Here is a 21,219-nt window from a genome sequence, read left to right on the forward strand (position 1 = left end):
GCGAGTTGAGTTGGAATGATCCCGGCATAACCGGAGATGATGGATAAGGAGGACATGAAATCTATGATTCGCAGAAAAGAATTTGATCAGGAGCTTGAAGAGCTGCGTACCTTGCTCAAACAAATGGGTGAACATGTAGGATCAGCATTGGATGGTGCTATTGAGAGTTTACAAACGATGAACGCGGAGAAAGCTCAGGTCATCATCAAGAATGATGCGAATCTGAATGCCCTTGAAGACAAAATTATGGAACTTGGCTCCAAACTGATCATCACACAACAGCCGGTGGCGAAGGATCTTAGACGTATTATCGTGGCATTCAAAATCTCCAGTGATCTGGAGCGTATGGGAGATCTTGCGCTCGACGTGGCGAAGGTGACACTCCGGATGGATGGACAGAAGCTGATTAAACCTCTGGTGGATATCCCGCAAATGGCAGAAATCGTGAAATCCATGATTGATGAATCCATCGAATCTTTCCTGAAAGAAAACACAGACCTGGCCTATAAAATGGCTCAAACGGACGATCAGGTCGATCAACTGTACAGCCACATGATCAGTGATCTCTACACGTTAATGACAGAGCATCCTAATCAGGCTTCACAGGCTATGCTGCTGATGATGGTTGGACGTTACATTGAACGTATTGGCGATCATGCAACCAACATTGGTGAGAGCACGGTGTACCTGGTGACAGGTAAACGTCCGGATCTGAATCAATAAAAGAGTATTGATTTGGAATTGGGGAATCAGTACTGATTAAGTAATGCAATCATATGAATGGAAAAGGACTTTCTCTCAGGTGGCCTGTGCACAGGCTGTCTGCGGAGAAGGTTCTTTTTTGCGAGTAAATATGATGTGAAAAGATGGCTAATCTTTTTGATGTGACAGGTGGGTATGGTATCATGAGAGTAGATGTAATTTGAAGAGGTTGACCATATAATACGCGAGGTGCTGGAATGGACAAGTTTATTCTCATAGATGGAAATAGCATTATTTACAGGGCGTTTTTTGCAATGCCGCCTCTGACCAACTCGAAAGGTCTGCATACCAATGCGGTATATGGCTTCACCACGATGCTGCTGAGACTGCTTGAAGAGCATAAACCTACACATGTCATGGTTGCATTTGATGCAGGCAAAATCACGTTCCGCCACGAAGGGTACCAGGAATACAAGGGCGGACGGGAGAAAACACCACCAGAGTTGTCAGAGCAATTCCCTTTGCTCAAAGAACTGCTGAAAGGACTTGGCATTGCTCAGTTTGAGCTGGCTGGATTCGAAGCGGATGACATCATCGGAACGTTAACCAAACACGCAGATGAAGCGGGCAGACAGGTGCTTGTTGTATCGGGTGACAAAGATATGCTCCAGCTTGCTTCCGAACATGTACATATCGGGCTGACGCGTAAAGGGGTAACCGATATTGAACTGTATGATCCTGCTCAGATTAAGGAGCGTTATGGTCTGACGCCGCTGCAAATCATTGATCTCAAGGGTCTGATGGGCGATGCGTCCGATAACATTCCGGGTATTCCCGGGGTTGGAGAGAAGACAGCATTGAAGCTTTTGCACCAGTTCGGATCGGTAGAAGATGTGCTGAACGGCACAAGTGAGCTGAAGGGCAAGATGAAAGAAAAGATCGAGGCCCATGCCGAAGATGCCCGGATGAGCAAACAACTCGCGACGATTCACCGGGAAGTTCCGCTGGAGCAGACTTGGGAGGATATGCAATTCGCGGGATTAAAAGAAGAACATGCTGGCCCTGCATTAGCTAAGCTGGAATTTAAATCCTTGCTCGAACGCCTGTCGTTCAGTGGCAGCATCGGTTCTGAACAGGAAGCGGTCCCTGCTGCCGAAGTTGAATCCTCCATTGCAACAGAGGACAACATCAGTGAGCTGTTCAGTTCACTGGATTCCATTGATGTACTCCATGTGGAGACACATGGAGATAACCCGCACCAAGCGAAACTGATTGGACTAGCTGTAGGTTCTGCTGGAACATATACGTTCTTATCTCCCGAATTGCTTCATTCCGAGGCAGCGGCTCCAGTGCGGGCATGGCTTGGTAATTCAGAGCAGCCAAAGCGCGGGTACGATCTTCATCGTGTGGACCTGGCCCTGCATGCGCATGGCATTGAATTTGCTGGTGCGTCATTTGATGTACAACTGGCGGCCTATTTGCTTGATCCAACGGAATCCAACCAGACGATTAGTGGACTCACGACCAAGTATGGTCTGCCGTCACTTGTGGAGGATGACGCGGTTATGGGCAAAGGGGCCAAGTACAAGGTGCCGGAAGTGGAGGTTCTGGGCGATTTCCTGTGCCGCAAAGCCGCTGCAGTAGCAGCTATTATTCCACTTCAGGAACAGGCACTGGAGGGCGATGAGATGAACTCGCTCTTCCACGAGCTGGAGATGCCGTTATCACGTATATTGGCAGACATGGAGAAACTGGGTATCAAGGCCAATACAGCTGATCTTCAGGCTTTGGGCAGTGAGTTTGAAGAACAGATCAGCAGGTTGATGGCAGAGATCTACAAGCAATCAGGAACGGAATTTAATCTGAATTCACCGAAGCAATTGGGTGAGATTTTGTTTGATAGACTGGGCTTGCCGGTGGTGAAGAAAACAAAAACGGGTTACTCCACAGATGCTGAAGTATTGGAGAAGTTGGCCCCTTATAATGATGTGGTCAAGCATATTCTGCAATATCGTCAGCTTGCCAAGCTGCAATCCACGTATGTGGAAGGATTACTCAAGGAGATTTCCGATCGGGATGGCAAGGTGCATACGTATTATCGTCAGACCATTGCTGCAACGGGACGACTTAGCAGTCAATTTCCGAACTTGCAGAACATTCCGATTCGGATGGAAGAAGGTCGCAAAATCCGGAAGGTATTTGTTCCTTCCGAGCCCGGATGGTCCATTTTGGCAGCAGATTATTCCCAGATTGAACTGCGTGTATTGGCCCACATTTCGGACGATGAGCGCTTGAAGGAAGCATTTGTCAATGATATGGATATTCATACAAAGACCGCTTCGGATGTATTCGGCGTGAAGCCTGAGGATGTGGATGGGGATATGCGTCGTTCCGCCAAGGCAGTTAACTTTGGTATCGTGTATGGAATAAGTGATTATGGCTTATCACAGAACCTGCATATTACACGTAAAGAGGCTGCGCAGTTTATTGATCAGTATTTTGAAGTATTCCAGGGTGTCCGCCGATACATGGATGACATTGTTAAGGAAGCTCGCCAGGATGGTTACGTCAAAACGTTGTTGGAACGACGTCGCTATCTGCCAGAGATTAATGCCAGCAACTTCAATCTGCGTTCCTTCGCAGAGCGTACGGCGATGAATACACCGATTCAGGGAACAGCGGCAGATATCATCAAGTTGGCCATGGTACAGATGGATGAAGCGCTGCGGGAACGCAAGTTGAAGAGCCGTATGTTGCTTCAGGTGCACGATGAACTTGTATTCGAAGTGCCTGCGGATGAATTGGAACTGATGAAAGAGTTAGTCCCTTCTGTTATGGAAAAAGCATTGGAACTGTCGGTTCCGCTGAAAGCCGAAGTCAGCTTTGGTGATAACTGGTACGAAGCGAAATAAATCAAGTGCCGCGCGGTTTTTCCGGTATTTTACAAAAGGACTTTCCATGTTTGAGATATAAGAAAAGGGTCCCGCTGAGCGCCATCTTCCGTTATAATATAGGGGAGGTGAGAACATCATGCCGGAATTACCGGAAGTCGAAACAGTCAGAAGAACATTGAATCAACTTATTGTGGGCAAAACGATTGATCATGTTACCGTTAGCTTGCCGCGGATTATTCAGCGGCCGGACGACATAGATGCATTTGCAATGGAACTCGCGGGACATACCGTCATTGGGGTGGAGCGTCGAGGCAAGTTTTTGCGTATTTTGCTGGACGGGCTGGTGCTTGTCTCCCATCTGCGGATGGAAGGAAGGTACGGTGTGTACGAGCAGCATGAAGATGTGGAGAAGCATACACATGTGATATTCCATTTTAATGATGGTACGGAATTGCGTTATAAGGATGTGCGTCAGTTCGGTACGATGCATCTGTTCAATGCAGGTGAGGAACTGGTGTCCAAACCTTTGCTGAAGCTGGGACTGGAGCCGCTTGATCCAGCCTTTACGGTAACTGCATTCCGCGAGGCGGTTGGCAAGCGTACAACCAAAATCAAGGCTGTACTTTTAAATCAGGCATATGTGGTTGGTATCGGGAATATTTATGTGGACGAGGCTCTATTTCGCGCAGGTATCCATCCCGAGACGATCGCCAAGACACTGACCGAAGCTCAGTTAACGGTGCTTCATGAAGCGATTGTGGCTACGTTGCAAGATGCAGTGAATGCGGGTGGATCTTCCATCAAGTCCTATGTGAATGGACAGGGTGAGATGGGGATGTTCCAGCATCAACTGAAAATCTATGGACGCAAATCAGAACCTTGTACAACTTGTGGTACGTTAATTGAAAAAACGGTGGTTGGTGGCCGAGGCACGCATTTTTGTCCGAACTGTCAGCTGCTGTAACATGAACTGAATGAACGAAATGATGAAATCATAGCACCCTTGGATTCCTCCCTCCATATACTGATATGGCAGAAATAAGCGGGCGTATACCCATACTGGCATCTTCAGTTGGCACGAGTACCGCACAGAGGAGGAGTCCGGGGTGCTGCATCATTTTATTTCATTGCTGGCGCTTGCTTTGGCGCTTAGTTTAGATGGTTTTGGAGTCGGGATTACATATGGGTTACGGAGGACTAAGATTCCCCTGTTATCTATCGCTGTTATTTCGATCTGTTCGGGATTGGTTATTGCCTTGTCGATGCAAGTAGGTGTGTTGTTGTCCCATGTGGTGTCACCGGATATCGCTTCGATTGTGGGAGCCGTTATATTGATAGGTATTGGCGCATGGTCACTGTTGCAACTTATTCGAAAGCAAGGCAAAGAACAGTTGGAAACAGACACTGGAACGGGTGAGGGAAGAGAAGCAACGGTAACTGGGGTGGGAGAAGCACAAGAGAGACTGTCGGATTCAAAGGGCAGGAATCAGGTGCTCGCACTGGATCTGGAACAGTCGGCTTCAAGTGGATCACTGGAACGAATGGTATTTACACTGGAGCTGCGCAAGCTGGGCGTTGTCATTCAGATCCTTCGCAGTCCCTCCAAGGCGGATATGGATAACTCGGGCAGTATATCTGCCCAGGAAGCGATGTGGCTGGGTATTGCCCTGTCTCTGGATGCGTTTGGAGCAGGTTTGGGAGCGGCACTTCTGGGATTCCCTACACTATGGACAGCACTCATTATTGCACTGTTTAGTGGGGCTTTTCTGTCACTCGGCATGAAGGTTGGCCTACGATTCTCAGCTCTGCGCTGGATGCGAAGACTGTCTGTATTGCCAGCGCTATTGTTAATGATTATGGGAATAATGAAGTTGTTATGAGGTGAAACGATGAATATAGGCTTAACCGGCGGGATCGCGACAGGCAAAAGCAGTGTTTCCGCCTATCTCGCCAGTAAGGGAGCGTTGCTCATCGATGCAGACGTTATTGCCCGGGAAGTTATGATGCCCGGGCATCCCGTGTTGGCCGCCGCTGTTAAGCGGTTTGGACAAGCCATACTGAACGAAGATGGAACACTGGATCGGAAAAAGCTTGGAAGTATTGTTTTTCAACAACCAGAGGAACGAAAGGCACTGGAGGCTATTACACATCCGGCGATCCGAAAAGAGATGCGCGAACGGGCTGCTGCATACGAATTGCAACATCCGGATAAACTTGTGGTGTCTGATATTCCTTTGCTCTATGAATCAGGTCTGGAGGACGGTTTCGAGGAAGTCATGGTTGTATATGTCCCGAGATCGGTGCAACGAGATCGCTTGATGAGTCGGGATGGAATGACTGCAGCACAGGCTGAGGCTCGAATGGATGTACAGATGGATATTGAGCGCAAAAAGCAGCTGGCAGACATTGTCATCGATAACAGCGGCTTATGGCCTGCGACGGAGCAGCAAATTGACTCATATCTACAGCGTAAGGGTTTGTTATGAGAATATTGCGTAAGAAACGTGTACTGCTGTTGATGTTTGTGTCCTTTGTACTGGTGTTATTTCTGAATACAAATTGGATGGCATGGTTCTATCCCATACATTATAAGGAAGAGATCCGTGCCCAATCTCAGAGCTATGAGGTTGATCCGTTTCTGATTGCTTCCATTATCAAGGTGGAGACTAATTTTAAGACAAGCAAGGAATCCAAACGAGGTGCCATTGGGCTCATGCAACTGATGCCGGACACGGCGAATTGGATACTGGAACAAGCCAAAATTCCCGACACTTCGCTGGAGGAATTGAAGCACGAGCCTGAACGAAATATTCAATTAGGCACATGGTATCTGCGGAATCTGTCTGATCAATTCGATGGCAATGAAGCAGTTATGATCGCTGCCTATAATGCGGGACCAGGCAAAGTAAACAGTTGGCTTAGAGATGGTGTATGGGATGGCTCGTTCGATACAGTGAAAGATATTCCGTTTGGTGAGACGCGTCACTATGTACAAAGAGTCATTTACTATTATAATCAGTATGTAAAGATCTATAATACGTTCTAAGTATATAAGTAGAAGCACAGAGCAGGCCGGTTATTCACCGGCCGCTCCATGCTCCTCTGTGTAGCGTATTACGATGCAGATATTATTGGTATTGACCTGCCAATTGCTGTTCTGCAATTGTTACCAGACGCTTCGTGATGTATCCACCGATCGAACCGTTCTCGTAAGAAGTCATGTTACCTTGGTATCCGTCTTGTGGGATGCTGATTCCGAGTTCTTGAGCAACTTCATATTTCATTTGCTCGAGTGCTGCGGAAGCTTTAGTTACCACCAAGTTGTTGGAGTTACCATTGCTTTGTGCCATTGCTGTTCACCTCCTCGCGGGTTGGTAAAAGTATTATGTGTCGGCAATGCGTTTTTCATTACAAAATCAGTACAGGGAATATGTGGTAAAAAGTAAAACGTGGGAAGTGATCTGTTTTGAAGTGTCCTTATTGCGGTTATATGGGTACCAAAGTGCTTGATTCGCGTCCGGCCAACGAAGCAAAATCCATTCGTCGTCGCCGTGAGTGTGAGCAGTGTGCCCGAAGATTTACAACGTTTGAGATGATTGAGGAGACTCCACTGATTGTCATTAAGAAAGATGGCAGCCGGGAAGAGTTCAGCCGGGATAAAATTCTCCGCGGGCTTATTCGTGCCTGTGAGAAACGCCCAGTCTCCGTAGAGACCCTGGAGATGATGGTATCTGAAGTGGAGAAATCTCTGCGTAATACAGCCGATGCTGAAGTGGAGAGTCGCCAGATTGGTGAGCTATTGATGGAACAGTTGTTTCCGGTCGATGAAGTGGCGTATGTCCGTTTTGCGTCGGTATACCGCCAGTTCAAAGATATCAATATGTTCATGAAAGAACTGAAATCCCTGTTGTCCAAAGACGATCTGGAGGATTAGTGAAGTTGGTAAAGGGAGAAGAGCAGTCTGGAGTTCCAGTCCGTGTGTACCAGAGAAATCGGTTGTTCTTCTCCAATCACTTTGGATCTTGAGAAAGTGATTGACAGCGAAAGCTGGATTTTATATGATATAGGAGTCGCCTGTGGAACGTTGCAGTGTTGGACAAGTTATCTATTTCATATCCTGGGGCCTTAGCTCAGCTGGGAGAGCGCATCGCTGGCAGCGATGAGGTCAGGGGTTCGATCCCCCTAGGCTCCATACTTACAGAACCCGCTAAACACAAGGATTTTCGAGTGTTTGGCGGGTTTTTGCTATGAGAAAATGGTTTGGATTTATTGTTCTGGTCACACGAATGGTCACAGTGAAGAAATTTTTGATGTTTTTTTGATTGGTTGAATCTAAGATGGTACATATTATAGCCCGATTTACGTAATACTTTGATGAATTGAAGTCGAACTAATATTGCGAACCAAACAACATATCCTCCTATTGAGAAGCGGTCTGTTGATGAATGACAGGTAAAAGATGAGAGTACATATCCAACGTTAGTCTTATGTCCGAATGTCCAAGAATTTCTTTTACAATTCTAGGGTTGATGTTCTGAGCGAGCATGAGGGAGGCGACAGTGTGTCTAAGGTCATGAAAGCGAATTGGAGGAACATCCGCATTTCTGATTAAACGATAGAAGCTACGAAGTAAATTTCGTGGATTTAATGCTTTTCCTGAGTTTGTACAAATCACTAAGTCGTGGTCTTGATAATCGAATCCAGCGGCGAGTTTTTCTTTCTTGTATATCCGTTGCTGTTTTTCTAATTCCGTAATTAAACGTGCTCCTAAATTAATCTTTCTTGAACTTGTTTTGGTTTTAGTCCCTTGAATTAATTCTTTACCGTCACGACTGAGGGTCTGACGAATTTGTAATATACGTTTAGAAAAATCAACATCTTTCCAAAACGCTATGCGAGTATTTCAGATTGTCCGTGTAGTTAAGGCAAGCAGAAAAGCGGTATGGAGTTTGTCCTTTTCGGCAGCTTTTAAAAATTATACTACGTCATTGAGTTCCCATACGTCCATAGATCGGGGCGAAAGTCCAGTCTCTTTACGGAGATGTGTATAAAACTTCTCAATCATAACTGTAGTAATCTTACCCATCTCCTGATTTATGTTTTTGAATATTTGATTTATAAGTTTTGAAGGTAACGTCTCTGAGCTTGGATTCTTTACTGTTTAACCATTCACCCTCAATAAATTCGGCATATTTTAAATCGCTATTTTTGATGTATGTTTGGTCATCTACTTGCTGCATGATTTGTCTTAGTTCTTTGAGCGTATCTTTTTCGGTTTTAAAACCACGTCTTTTGATTTGTCTTCGCTTGCCATTCTCATCTTTTCCTGCACTAATTATAAACCACCAAGTTCCTGTTTTTTCGTCTTTATGAGCTTTCATCTGCATGTGTAGTTCCTCCCAGAGATTAAATTAAAATGCAAAAAGGCAGGAGTTTTAGGCTCCTGCCAATTAGAAAGATGTTATAGCGTTATTAAATTTTAATTACCTTCATTTCAAGGTTGAGCTAATTAGTTGTAATGTCGATTCAAATTTAACTTAGCTTGAGTGCTTCTTTCGGAATACGATACCCCTTCATTTTCCACGATTTTATTTGACCGCTCTTGAGAAGTTCATAAAGTTTAGAAAGCCCGATGTTGAGAGTTTCCATCACATCTTCAACCGTCATAATGTCATCATATTGAGTAAACATGTTACCATCCTTTCTAATTGGTTATTGGTGTATCTTAGAAAATAATAAGTAAAGTACCTATTGGTATAATAGATATAAGTAATGTTCATGAATTTGAGGTAGTATTAGAGCAGGTTAACCCGGATTCCAAGTAAGCGATTCTAATCGGAGCATCGTTACTGTTACTATCAATGATTCTGGATTTGAACGAATAACTAACGTTCTAATATTCCCTACAGCCGAAATTTACATTTCAGATAGGGACAAACAAAAAGTTTCAAGTGAAAATAGATCAGGAAATAAGTGACGAACAAGCTTTTTCAAGTGTTTATAAATTACTCAATGTGGCAACAAGCTCTGTAACATTCCCATTGTTGTCATTCACAATTCTTTCAACACTATCAGGTTTAATTAAGCTCAATAATAAAATGAAGCCTGAGTTTATACTTAATTTGTATGGGGATAATGGACAAACAAAAGAGGTTTTGTCTAACTTGTTTTGTAATTTGTACAATCGTTCTAAGCATATCCACTCTATTGATTCAAGAATACATGCTAATCAAAGTCTCAAATCCGAAATACATGGTAGGAAGGTTGGTGTAATAGGTCCCCATAATGATGTGGACTTAATTAATCGTTCTATCCATGTTTTCAGGAGTCATTGTACTCTGGAATCAGGCTCAGAGAGTCATATGAATAATGATATAACCGTTCTTCTTATGACAGACTCACTTAAATTCATCCATGCAATAGATCAATTGCTAATGCATGAAACCTTATTCGCTTATAGTAATAAATCTATAGAAGATCGCTTTCAAGCAATAGAAAATAATTGATCTATGTAGAATAATAAGTTTTAGGTGTATCTATTTATGATATAAAGTTAATTATTGGAATCAATATACTTGAACTAAAGAGTACTATGGAGGCGATAATGTGATAACTAAACCGGATTGGAATATATTTAAAGCAAAGTTTAGTGAGAATCCGCAAAGTAATTTTGAATGGCTTTGTTACTTACTCTTTTGTGTTGAATTTAAGTTGCCTTTAGGTATTTTTCGTTACAAGAATCAGTCCGGTATTGAAACTAATCCTATAATCCATGAAAACGAAGTGATTGGATGGCAGGCAAAATTTTATGAGACCACATTATCTGCGCACAAAGTTGATCTAATAGAGATGTTGAAAAAAAGCAAAGGTAGCTACCCCGACTTAACGAAGATTATCCTTTTTACTAACCAAGAATGGGGACAAGGGAAACTTCAAAGTGATTCTGAGGTAAAACTCGCGGTAGAGGAAGAAGCTGAAAAACAGAATATTCAAGTTGAGTGGAGAACAGCAAGTTATTTTGAATCCCCTTTTGTGACAATAGAAAATAATTTAATAACTCGTTACTTCTTCAGTCTACAAAAGAACATAATGGATACAATCACAAATATGAGGAGGCATACAGAATCTTTACTGTTGGAGATTCAAACGTCAATTACTTTCAATGAGCACATTATAGAGTTGGATAGAAGCAAGCTTCTGCAAAATTTGAATGCTGAGTTGGAGCAAAATTCAATAATAGTCTTAAGTGGAGAAGGCGGGGTTGGGAAAACAGCGGTTGTTAAAAAACTATACAAAGATTTTGGTAATAGTGTCCCTTTCTATTTAATGAAAGCGAGTGAGTTTGAAGTTGCCAATGTTGATCTTTTATTTAGGAATGCCAGTTTAAAGGATTTTATTGATGTTCATCACAATGATAGCAAGAAAATCTTTGTAATAGACTCTGCCGAAAAGCTAATGGATTTAAATAATCATAATCCATTTAAAGAATTTCTCTCAGAAATACTTCAAGCTGGATGGAGGATTGTTTTTACTGCAAGAAGCCGATATCTAGTTGATCTTGATATTCATTTCATTGATCATTTCCAATTAAGACCTTCCAGAATGTATGTTAGTAAATTAAATCACGAGGAACTCGGATACTTAGCGGAAAATTATAACTTTGATCTTCCAAATGACTATAAATTGCTGGAGTTAATTACAAATCCTTTTTATTTAAATGAGTATTTGAAATTCTATACTGGAGGTAGCAACATTGGATATTTGAAATTCAAAGAACTGTTATGGAATAAAATAATTAAAAAAGCGAAGCCATCTAGGGAACAATGTTTCTTACAAATTGCGTTCAAGAGAGCTAATGAAAATCAATTTTATGTAACTTTGGGTTCAAATGATGTCAATTTGGAAGCCTTTGTTCATGAGGGTGTACTTGGTTATGAAACTGCTGGTTACTTTATTACTCATGATATTTATGAAGAGTGGGCATTAGAAAAAATAATAGAATCTGAGTTTTCTAAAAAGGAAAGTAACATTGACTTTTTTGAAAAAATAGGGGATTCTTTTGCAATTCGTAGGAGCTTTAGAAACTGGATGTCAGAGAAGCTTTATCTTGAGAATGTTTTTGTTAAAGAATTCATTGAAGAAATAATTGATGATGAGCAAGTAATCGGGTTTTGGAAGGACGAAGTAATGATTTCGGTATTACTTTGTGACCACTCCCAATATTTTTTTGGTTCGTTGAAGAGAGTATTTCTGGACAAAGATAAAGAATTGTTGCACAGGGTCTCTTTCTTGTTGAGAATTTCTTGTAAAGAAGTGGACGATAGTTTTCCACAGTTGGGTTCTAAGAATATCGATTTTTTATCTATTCAGTACATATTTACTAAACCCAAAGGGAATGGATGGAGTAGCCTGATTCAATTTATATATGATAATTTGAAGGAAATAGGATTAAAAAATGTTGGTTTTATATTACCTATTCTACATGATTGGAATACAAAATTCAGGCAAGGAGATACTACGAGATTTTCAGGTCTAATTGCTCTCAAATACTATCAATGGTTAATCAAAAAGAAAGTATATATTCCTCGTGATGAAGATTTTAAAGATAAAATAATAGAAATAATTTTGTATGGCGCTGGAGAGCTCAAAGAAGAGTTAGCTACTATTCTTGATGAAGTATTAACTAACAAGTTGAAAAATTATAGAGCACCTTACTATGATCTGAATGAAATGATACTGACTAAAACATTTGTGAATATGGAGGTTGCCAAAGCATTACCAGAGTATGTGTTAAAACTAGGAGATTTATTTTGGTTTCGTTCGAGTGAAAGAGATGATAGATTTCACTCGGATTCAGGTATAGAAGAAGATTTTGGGATTGATAAACGGTTAGATAATTATTTCCCAGCAAGCGCATATCAAACTCCAATATATTGGTTGTTGAAAACAGAATTTACTCAAACAATAAATTTTATTTTAAATTTTACTAATAGGGCAGTAGAATGTTTTGTGCAGTCCGATTTTGGACAAAACGAAGTTACAATGATCGAACTCCGCACAAGAGATAACAATAATGAACAGTTTATTTGCAATAGGCTATGGAATGTCTACAGAGGAACTCAGGTCGCACCGTATGTTCTGGAATCAATGCACATGGCTTTGGAGAAGGTATTTCTAGAGACGGCTAAAAACCTAGAAGCTAAAGTATTGGAAGAATGGCTTTTATATTTACTGAAAAATTCTAAATCAGCCTCTATAACAGCGATTGTAGTAAGTATTGTTTTAGCATACCCAGAAAAAACATTTAATGTTGCAATCGATTTATTTAAGACTAAAGAATTGTTTTTTTATGACACAAGTAGAATGGTTCTTGATCAATCTGCCAAATTTAATTACTCCATTGGATATGGATTAAACTATAGTTCTAAACTTTATCAGGACGAGCGTATTGAAACCTGTAATGCCAAGCATAGATCAAAGAGTCTCGAACATATTGCCCTTGAATATCAATTTTTTAGTACTCAAGGGATTAGTGAAGAGGAAGCAGAACAAAGACAAAATAAAATTTGGGCTGTTTTGGATTCACACTATAAGGAATTGTCTGAAGCATTAGTTGAAGATGAGCATACAAAAACTTGGAAGCTTTATTTGGCAAGAATGGATAGAAGAAGAATGAGCCCTACTATAGAGGAAAAGGATGGAGATGTTATTATAAGCTTTAATCCTGAACTGGAACCAGAGGTTCGTGATTATAGTGAAACTTCAATAAGACAAAATTCTGAAAAGATGAAGTATACTTCATTAAAGCTTTGGGCGCATTATAGAATTAAAAATGATGATAAGTATAAGCAATACACTAGTTATGAGGATGATCCTAAACTTGTACTTAAGGAAGTACGGGAGATTATTGGAAAGTTTGAACTATTCTCTGAAACAGAGCATTATGAATATGAAGAGTTCTTTCTAATGAATCATTCAATTCCTTCAGAGGCTTCTGCTGTATTATTTAGGAATTTTCGTGATGTGTTTACTGATAAAGATAGAGAATTCTGTAAATTAATTATATTGGAAGCAGCCACTTCTTCGTTCAGAGAGGGCTACCAGTACCAGATTTCAGACGGAGTGGAATCTGCAATTTCAGTATTGCCTATACTTATGCATGAATTTCCCAATGAAAAGAAGGTTGTCAAATTTATTTTGTTAATGATACTTTTTGACCCGAATAGCATTGGTCAGTATGCTGACTTTTCAGACTTCTCCGTTAATGCAATTCTAAAGGATTTGTGGGATTTGAGTTTTGAAGATGCTCACTCTATTTTAGTTGGGTATTTGTTTTTAGTACCCAAATATAATTCGATTCGCGAAAAACTTCGTAAAGATAGTCAGAAGCAAAATAGATATCGACGCGTGGGTGAAAATGAAATAATTGAGATTTTGGAGTGTGATTTTGAAAATGATATAGAAAGAATTTTAGCAAATAAAATTACATTAAATGAACTAGAAGCAATTAACGAGATGGATTTAGGCTACTTGATAAAAGCTTTTCAATTAATTCCATTAGGAACTGATAATCCTGAACATATGCAAATTGCAATAGATATAATAACTAAATTTGCAACTAAAGTGGCATCAGATAGAAGAGAGGATAGAGTAGACTACTGTATTAAACGTGATTTTTTAATCAAATTCTCAAACTTGGTTTTAGGCTCTGCTGAAACGTATATACCCTTGTATTTAAAGCCGTTTATTGAAAATTTTAATAGCTCAAAGGTTTTCGGGGAACTTTTTGATCAGTTTATTATTGCTGAGAATACTCTTAGTACTAAATATAATTTTTGGAAAGTATGGGATGCTTTTTTTGAGAAAGTAGTTGGCCTCGTTAAAAAGGGAGAACAGTATCGGTATACTGGCGATATAATAAAAAGCTACCTGTTCGCAAATGCCCCATGGAAAGAAACAGCAACGGAGTGGCAAACCTTTCGTGAAGAGGACAAAAGATTTTTTAAAGAGATTTGCAAAGAGTTAGGACACAGTCCTTCTACTTTATATGCCCTGTCCAAGCTCTTAAATAGTATTGGCATCAACTACTTACTCCCAGGAGTAGTCTGGATTTCAGAAATATTAAATAGAAATGAGGTGTTATGGAACTCGGAATTAGATACAAATACTGTATTTTATCTAGAGTCTATAATGAAAAAACATATTTATAAACACATAGAAGACATAAGAAGAGGAAAGAAACAAAAGCAGGAGGTTTTAGTGATCTTAAATTTCTTGGTAGAAAAAGGTTCTGTCGTTGGCTATATTTTGAGGGAGAGAATTCTATAGGAAATTACTTGATCTCTGTTTATAATCACATTTTTCTGAGCGCTGTGGCGTACATTTCCTGGCATGCAAGTGCTGATATGAAAAGGCTTAAAGCAAACAAAATATCTGGCTGTTTCTTTCAATCGAAGATGGTTTTGATTTAAGAATGTGCTCGGGATGTCCCTTTACATGAATAAAATCGATAAATGTAATTGAGTTTTAGACATTAAATAATATGAGTTTGGAGATAGTCTATGATAGATAGCAGAGAACCTATTCATGACAAGATTAAATTTTTCAAATCGTATTGTCATCACCTTTTATCTAATGGAATTGATATATACTCGAATTATTATCTTGTAAACCTTAGGAGTTTGATGTTTGAATTAAAAAGTGAATTAGTAAATCACAAATATCAAAAGGAACGTCGTCTTGGGGGGTTGACATTTTTTTTAGAAGAAATCAAAAGCTACTTGGATAATAACTACTTTTATAGAAAAAAAGTATCCGAAGAAATTATGCAATTAACAAGAATTTTTGCAGAGTTCGAACAGTCTAACAATCCACGAGAATATCTATCTACAAAAACTACTCTGTCGGGAATAGTTGAGTTAATGATAGAAAAGGTGAGTACTTCACATATTTTAAATGACATAATTTGCGAAATAGATGATGTCATATACAATAGCGAGAAGTTAGATGACTGTTACAACAAAATTAAATCACTTGCAAGTGACTATATTTGTGAGATATTACTTCGAGAACTTGATTACGAAAAAATAAAAGAAGAACTTACAAAATCAACATTCAGTTATGAATCAAGTGGAATCATCGATAAAATTGAGGAGTTATTTAGAGAGTTTATTTGGTTACCAATTGATAATGAAAGTAAAGGTTATACATTTATTTTTAAAATTACAGGTTTAAAGATATATGTTAAATCAATTAGAATTGATGATGTACTATTTTACAATCCAATTAGAGAAGATTTGTTGCGTTGGAGAGAGAAAGAAGAAATCTTTTCAGATGAAGTATACATTATGAATCCTGAAGATCAAGAACTTTTAAAGGGTTATCGTGCTGGAACGAGGAAGAGTGATCAAGACCATTATGAGATTGAATATACTGATTGCCATGCTCGGCTCAAAATCAATGCTTCAGGTATCAGTCAAGGATTATTACGAGCAAAAAATAAAATCGATGACGTATTACAAATTCTTAAGTTTAATTACCCAATTAGTAATGTGAGAATTAGTGATTTGTACCTGGTTTATGACCATAGCAATGGAAATCAATATTTAGAATCTATTACAACTGAAGGAAAAAGAAGAAAATCCAAGTTAACGGAAGTAGACTATTACCCTAGAGGATTAACAGATAGAATATTAAACGATATAACTAATAGAAATAGCCAATTAAATAATTTTTTTATGGTTAATAATTCTGAATTTAAAGAGAATTTATTAAGAGTAATTCATTGGTATAACAGGGGGCAAGATGAGTCCGACAACCACGTCAAATTTGTGAATTATTGGGTAGCTCTTGAATATTTGGTGGGACAAAATTCTAGCAATATCAAAACCAAAATGCTCAATGATTTGGCGTGTGTTCTATCTCAAGTAACATTCAGAAATGAATTATGGGGGCTTTATTCATATTTCAGAAACAGGTTTTTTGGTATTGGTAGTGTCATGAAGTTTCCAACTGAATTAGCTAATATTAGCGGTTTTAATGAGTTCCATTCCAAAGTAGACCCTAGTCTGTTTATTGAAAATTTATTAGCATTTAAAAATTATACTGATGATGATTTTATTAAGTATAGAATTGATTTCTTAAATAAATTAAACTCTGATATCAATCATCAAAAAAACATAATTAAGCAATTGGAAGAGAAATACAAGTTACTCGTCAGCAGATTGTATCGAATCAGAAATGGATTAGTACATGGCGCACTTACTGGAAAAAAAGATATTAGTATTTATGTTGAATGGCTTAGATACTGTGTTGTTTTAATTTTAAATGCCGCTGTATCAATTGATGAGGATAAAAATGAAGTTTGGAACTACGAATATGCAATTAAGATATTTAAAGAGTGGAAACATAAGGCCAATAAGGGGCAATTCATTGAGTTTTTCTAAACAATTGAGTTTGTAGGATGATAAGAAAATATGATTTAACAATGTTTAATAATGTTTTGGTCACATTTCTGGTCACACTTTCTCTTTTCCGAGCTTTACACGAAACTCGAACATAGAAATAAAAAAACAAAATAAAGCCTTGTCGCTCAAGGCTTTCCTCCGCGATTCTCTTAACACTCAGAACCCTATCGCTCCACTGGCAGCGATGAGGTCAGGGGTTCGATCCCCTAGGCTCCATAAGAACGCCATCACATTATTGCGATGGCGTTTTTATGTGCGTGAAATAAATCAGAACATGCATTAATTAATTAGAATTTTTGGACTTGGTGACGAGCCTGTTGAGGAATATTCTAGATGCAAAAATAGAGGGTTTAAAGTCCTGACTGTGGAGTTGTCAAAAAAAGTACAGTTTGAAAACAAGCAGACCCTTCCGGCTGGATATTGTCCAACCGGAAGGGTCTGCATTTATCTGTATACGCTTTCAGTTAGCCGGATATTCGACGAATCTTACAAAGATCGTGGCTACTTCGGCGCGGGTGGCGGTGGCTTTGGGAGCAAAAAAGTTGTCCGGCTTGCCTACTACAATGCCGATGTCCCGCAGTGCCTGAACGGCCTCCAATGCCCAGGAGCTGATCTCACTCTCGTCCGTGAAGGACTTAGAATGGCTTTCAGGGAGCTCATAGCCCTTGTACTTCATGTAGTTGTACAGTATCACCAGCATCTGCTCGCGCGTCATCGGTGAATTGGGGTCAAACAGGTCTGCGTTTGTACCGTTGACTACGCCTTTATCGGCTGCCCACTCGGCTGCCGCGGTGTACCATTGTCCGTCCGTCACGTCGTTAAAGCGGGAGCTCGTGTAGCTGGAGAGGTTTACGTTCTCAAGATTGGCCAGTACCTGCACGAACATTGCACGCGTCATTGCGGTGCGGGGTGAGAACGTCGTGGACGTCGTGCCGTTGAAAAGATCGTATGTGTAGGCGAAATTTATATCGTTGTAGAACCAGTCGTCCATGTTGGCATCCCTGAAAGGATTGCCCGATAGCACGAGGAAGCCCAGTGGGGTGGCGTCATCAAACGCCAGCTCCGTACCCTCACGGATGTTCAGCGACATGCCGTTATCTAAGCTAACTTTTGCGCCGCTCGGTCCTACCACAACCGCTCCGCCGCTCCGTATCTTCGATCCGCCGTGAATATCCACACGGTTGCCGTTGGGCAGGGTCACATGCGCGTCTTTGCCGCCTACTGTAACCGTACCGTCGCTCGCTATCGTCGATCCTCCCGAAATGGTCACTGTGCTGTTGCCGCCGGGTAGTGTCACTTCGGCGCTCTTGTCTGCCGGAATGGTTACCTTACCGTTTGAGTCTATCGTTGTGCCTTCGGGTACCTTAATCTTCGTCCCGCCTTTGGTCGCAATCTCGCCGCCACCGGGGAGGGTGGTGTTACCGTTTTTGTCTGTGACCGCAGGCTTATCCTTCGGTGTATTCACTGTGTAGGTCGACTTCGGCGTTCCAGCGTCTGTGCCCGTATTATCGGTGTTGCCCGCATTACTGATGTTGCCGGTATTTCCGGTGTTGCCCGTATTGCCGCCAGAATCAGGCACAGTGGGAGTCGACGTCTTCATCGGCGTCGTCGCACTGATCTCCGCGCCGTCTCCCTTCGCGTTCATCGCGATAATGGTGAAGCTGTAGCCTTGGCCGTTTGTCAGGTCCTTGAAGGTATATTTGGTCTTCGCCGCATCCAATGTGACCGGCGTCACGTTGCCATACCATACCTTGTAGCCCAATATCGCACTGCCACCGTCGTCAGCAGGGGCGGTCCAGCTCAATGTGACCTGTCCGTCACCCGCTGTCGCCTTGAAGCCACTCGGAGCACCGGGCACGACCGGTTTTCTCTGTGCGAATATCCATTCAAAGACGTCTGTGTAGTCATTGTTCCAAGCTGGCAAGTTAGAGGACTGCGCCGTGGGAGCTATGCTCCAATTCCCCATAGTTATCTGGTTGTAAAGAACCGCCGCTTCAACTTCGTGCGCTATGTAATCAGCCAGAACAGGTGTGTTGGCCGGATTCGGCCTCAGGTTCGGCTGATCAAATTGATTGTAGGGCCACGTAAGGACCTCATTACTCTCAAAGCGCGAAGCCCTCGCGTTGATCATTTTCGGCATATTGTTATTGATAAAGTTATTGAGGTTAGTCTGGTAGCCTCCAACATTATGAGCATTTAAAAACATCCAATAGGCCAGGTTGTTGTGAGCGTCATTGTCCTTAGCGTTCGGTGAACCGCTTACCGGGGCCATAGGTGCGGCGGCAGCGAAGAAGCCAGGGTAGCTGTTAACTAAGTTGTTCGTATACTGGCCGCCCCAGGAGAAGCCTGCTGCGTAAACACGATTAGGATCTACTTCGCCGCTGGCAATCAGGGCGTCTATGACCTTCTTAACATTCTCTGTTGAGGGAACAGATACGCCATTATAGGAAATATTCAGTACATGGCTGGCGTACTTGTCAGGATTTTTCTCCATTTTTTTCATTAGAGCGACCGAGCCGTTGGCGGATTTCATGGCCGCTTTTTGGTCTGTCGCAGCGTTTGTACCGCCGCGTGACATGCCGTGAGTATAAACATACAGCGGCAATCCTTTGATCACTTTACCGTCTTCATCCTTGTGAAGGTAGAGCGAGCGATTGACCGAATTGTCCGTGAATGTTGTAAACTTGTCAAGGATCGGATTCACAACTTTTTCCTGTTCAAAAACCACGTTGCGAAGTGGACTCCCCTCTGTCATTACGATCTCTCCGTTTGGGACGATGTTGTAAACCTGCTTTGTCGAGTTACTGCTGCCATCCAGCGTTGTTTTGCCGCCGCTCGCTGAATAAAACTCAGACTCAACTACGATGTAACGGCCGCTTGCCAGTCCGTCCTGATAATCTGGTGAATTGTTAACCTGCCCCACATAGCCGCGTACCTTCGGTTCGTCATTAGCGTATACCCTTGTGATTTTGCGTGGTCCTTCAAAGGTCACTGCTTCGCCGTTCAGGGTTGTGTTCCTAGCCGATAAGGCAAACAAGTCCGGATTAAGAGCGGAGCCTAACGCTGCCTTCCCCTCGCCTAAGTCAATGATGACAGCCGTTGTGTACTCGCCACTGGCGAAGTTGTCATTCCATACAACAAAGGGAAGCAGCCCCGCGTCCGGATCGTTTTTGAATGTTACGTGAATTGTATGGTCAGCCTCAATATTCGAAAAGGTATAAGTGCCAGCAGATAGAGTCGCGGTCTCGCCGTCTACCGTTACGGTATCCACAATTTTGCCGGAATCGGGGGTAAACGTAAATTCTTTGTTAGAGTCCCTATCTACTCTCAGCACATCGCCGGGTGGGTTCGGCGTTATTCGGCCGCCCGGTCCCGCAGTGGCGGTGATTGAGAATCTGGTGTCCACTTCATTGGCTAAAGAGAGCTGCAGGCTGTCTGTAAAAGAAGCAGCGCTGGTGTAAGCCGCGTCCGGATCTCCGAAACTGGAAACGACTTCATAGCGGTCACCGCCCTTTTCCGTTGAGTTATTAATATAAACCTCAAAGGTAAGCTTGCCCTCCTCCAAGGTCAAGGTTCTTTTGGGTATTCTCATCTCCACGATATATCCTGTTTCCGTGATCTGGGTCCATGCAGCTCTGCCCGGAGCGGCCTGCCCTGAGAACACGCCCGTCGCGCTGACGCGCCATTGGTTTGAGCCTCCGGTTCCGGTGCCGACATAAAACTCCAGGCTGTCGTACTGGTGATCTCCGCCAGCTCCCTGATATAGATTACTGTCATTCACAACTACTCTGGAATACAGGTAGTCATGGTCCCAAAGGATTCTGGCTGTGCCCGTGGCATGGGGTCTGGGATCGGCGGGCACAGTGCTTTTGTTGATGTGATGCTCCATGGTCTGGTCCCAGAGTGGGTCGTTTGACCCGAGTTCGGGAGTTCCAAAAATGGCGGTGGGTGTTTCATTCGCTTCTGCGTTCTCGATGTTGTCAGTGGCGGCGGCATAGCTGGTAGGCATTAGCGACGCCACCATTACCAAGCAACAGAGGAACACGAGCATTCTGCTAAATCGTTTTGGCATAAATGAAAATCCTCCTTATTTTTCGATCCGGTGCGCCCACGGCTTACCGCATCGTATTCGGACACGTTGTCCATATGACAAGCGC

15 protein-coding genes and 1 tRNA gene are annotated in these 21,219 nt (G+C 41.9%); 11 read left to right on the plus strand and 5 right to left on the minus strand.

Annotated elements, in window-relative coordinates:
* Window positions 1-63 precede the first annotated feature (63 nt).
* The 6 genes from phoU (at window position 64) to MHI12_RS09570 (ending at window position 6,642) form a co-directional block, all read left to right on the plus strand.
* Window positions 64-723, plus strand: coding sequence for a phosphate signaling complex protein PhoU (gene phoU, locus MHI12_RS09545; protein WP_341006648.1), 660 nt, complete (start codon window positions 64-66; stop codon window positions 721-723).
* A gap of 236 nt (window positions 724-959) precedes the next feature.
* The gene (gene polA / locus MHI12_RS09550; protein ID WP_405172233.1) at window positions 960-3,614 is read left to right on the plus strand and encodes a DNA polymerase I; all 2,655 of its coding nucleotides are present in this window, start codon (window positions 960-962) and stop codon (window positions 3,612-3,614) included.
* 118 nt (window positions 3,615-3,732) lie between these two features.
* Window positions 3,733-4,560: a DNA-formamidopyrimidine glycosylase gene (mutM, locus tag MHI12_RS09555; protein WP_036669994.1), complete on the plus strand. Its 828-nt coding sequence runs from the start codon at window positions 3,733-3,735 to the stop codon at window positions 4,558-4,560.
* Window positions 4,561-4,702: 142 nt separating this feature from the next.
* Window positions 4,703-5,476, plus strand: a complete 774-nt coding sequence (locus MHI12_RS09560; RefSeq protein ID WP_405172234.1) for a manganese efflux pump — start codon at window positions 4,703-4,705, stop codon at window positions 5,474-5,476.
* Between the two features lie 9 nt (window positions 5,477-5,485).
* The gene (gene coaE / locus MHI12_RS09565) at window positions 5,486-6,082 is read left to right on the plus strand and encodes a dephospho-CoA kinase (RefSeq protein ID WP_405172235.1); all 597 of its coding nucleotides are present in this window, start codon (window positions 5,486-5,488) and stop codon (window positions 6,080-6,082) included.
* Window positions 6,079-6,642 (plus strand): lytic transglycosylase domain-containing protein, encoded by a 564-nt coding sequence (locus tag MHI12_RS09570; protein WP_036609809.1) that lies wholly within the window; start codon window positions 6,079-6,081, stop codon window positions 6,640-6,642. Before coaE ends, MHI12_RS09570 begins: the two co-directional genes overlap by 4 nt.
* 82 nt (window positions 6,643-6,724) lie before the next feature.
* Here MHI12_RS09570 and MHI12_RS09575 read toward each other — a convergent pair whose 3' ends face one another.
* The gene (locus MHI12_RS09575; RefSeq protein WP_017689472.1) at window positions 6,725-6,946 is read right to left on the minus strand and encodes an alpha/beta-type small acid-soluble spore protein; all 222 of its coding nucleotides are present in this window, start codon (window positions 6,944-6,946) and stop codon (window positions 6,725-6,727) included.
* Window positions 6,947-7,062: 116 nt separating this feature from the next.
* Here MHI12_RS09575 and nrdR point away from each other — a divergent pair, with 116 nt between their 5' ends.
* Window positions 7,063-7,530 carry a transcriptional regulator NrdR gene (gene nrdR / locus MHI12_RS09580; RefSeq protein ID WP_036609807.1) on the plus strand — a complete coding sequence of 156 codons (468 nt, stop codon included), beginning with the start codon at window positions 7,063-7,065 and terminating at the stop codon, window positions 7,528-7,530.
* 185 nt (window positions 7,531-7,715) lie between these two features.
* Window positions 7,716-7,788 (plus strand) — tRNA-Ala (locus MHI12_RS09585).
* A 228-nt stretch (window positions 7,789-8,016) separates the two neighbouring features.
* On the opposite strand, the gene MHI12_RS09590 is transcribed toward MHI12_RS09585, so the two are convergent.
* From MHI12_RS09590 to MHI12_RS09600, 3 genes are all read right to left on the minus strand, one after another.
* Window positions 8,017-8,490 carry a site-specific integrase gene (locus MHI12_RS09590; protein ID WP_405172964.1) on the minus strand — a complete coding sequence of 158 codons (474 nt, stop codon included), beginning with the start codon at window positions 8,488-8,490 and terminating at the stop codon, window positions 8,017-8,019.
* A gap of 184 nt (window positions 8,491-8,674) precedes the next feature.
* Window positions 8,675-8,983: an Arm DNA-binding domain-containing protein gene (locus MHI12_RS09595; protein WP_405172236.1), complete on the minus strand. Its 309-nt coding sequence runs from the start codon at window positions 8,981-8,983 to the stop codon at window positions 8,675-8,677.
* Between the two features lie 145 nt (window positions 8,984-9,128).
* Window positions 9,129-9,287: a helix-turn-helix domain-containing protein gene (locus MHI12_RS09600; protein ID WP_405172237.1), complete on the minus strand. Its 159-nt coding sequence runs from the start codon at window positions 9,285-9,287 to the stop codon at window positions 9,129-9,131.
* A gap of 260 nt (window positions 9,288-9,547) precedes the next feature.
* On the opposite strand from MHI12_RS09600, the gene MHI12_RS09605 reads away from it, so the two are divergent.
* The 3 genes from MHI12_RS09605 to MHI12_RS09615 all read left to right on the plus strand — a co-directional run bounded on the left by MHI12_RS09605 (window position 9,548) and on the right by MHI12_RS09615 (window position 17,041).
* Entirely contained in the window at window positions 9,548-10,102 is a 555-nt protein-coding gene (locus MHI12_RS09605; RefSeq protein ID WP_405172238.1) for a hypothetical protein, read from the plus strand.
* A gap of 100 nt (window positions 10,103-10,202) precedes the next feature.
* Window positions 10,203-14,924: an AVAST type 4 anti-phage nuclease Avs4 gene (avs4, locus tag MHI12_RS09610; RefSeq protein WP_405172239.1), complete on the plus strand. Its 4,722-nt coding sequence runs from the start codon at window positions 10,203-10,205 to the stop codon at window positions 14,922-14,924.
* A 356-nt stretch (window positions 14,925-15,280) separates the two neighbouring features.
* On the plus strand, window positions 15,281-17,041 hold the full coding sequence (locus MHI12_RS09615; RefSeq protein ID WP_405172240.1) for a hypothetical protein: 1,761 nt from the start codon (window positions 15,281-15,283) through the stop codon (window positions 17,039-17,041).
* A gap of 481 nt (window positions 17,042-17,522) precedes the next feature.
* On the opposite strand, the gene MHI12_RS09620 is transcribed toward MHI12_RS09615, so the two are convergent.
* On the minus strand, window positions 17,523-21,134 hold the full coding sequence (locus MHI12_RS09620; protein ID WP_405172241.1) for an S-layer homology domain-containing protein: 3,612 nt from the start codon (window positions 21,132-21,134) through the stop codon (window positions 17,523-17,525).
* Window positions 21,135-21,219 lie beyond the last annotated feature (85 nt).

It is taken from the genome of Paenibacillus sp. FSL H8-0280 (genome assembly GCF_045040665.1).
GTDB classification, from domain to species: domain Bacteria; phylum Bacillota; class Bacilli; order Paenibacillales; family Paenibacillaceae; genus Paenibacillus; species Paenibacillus xylanexedens_A.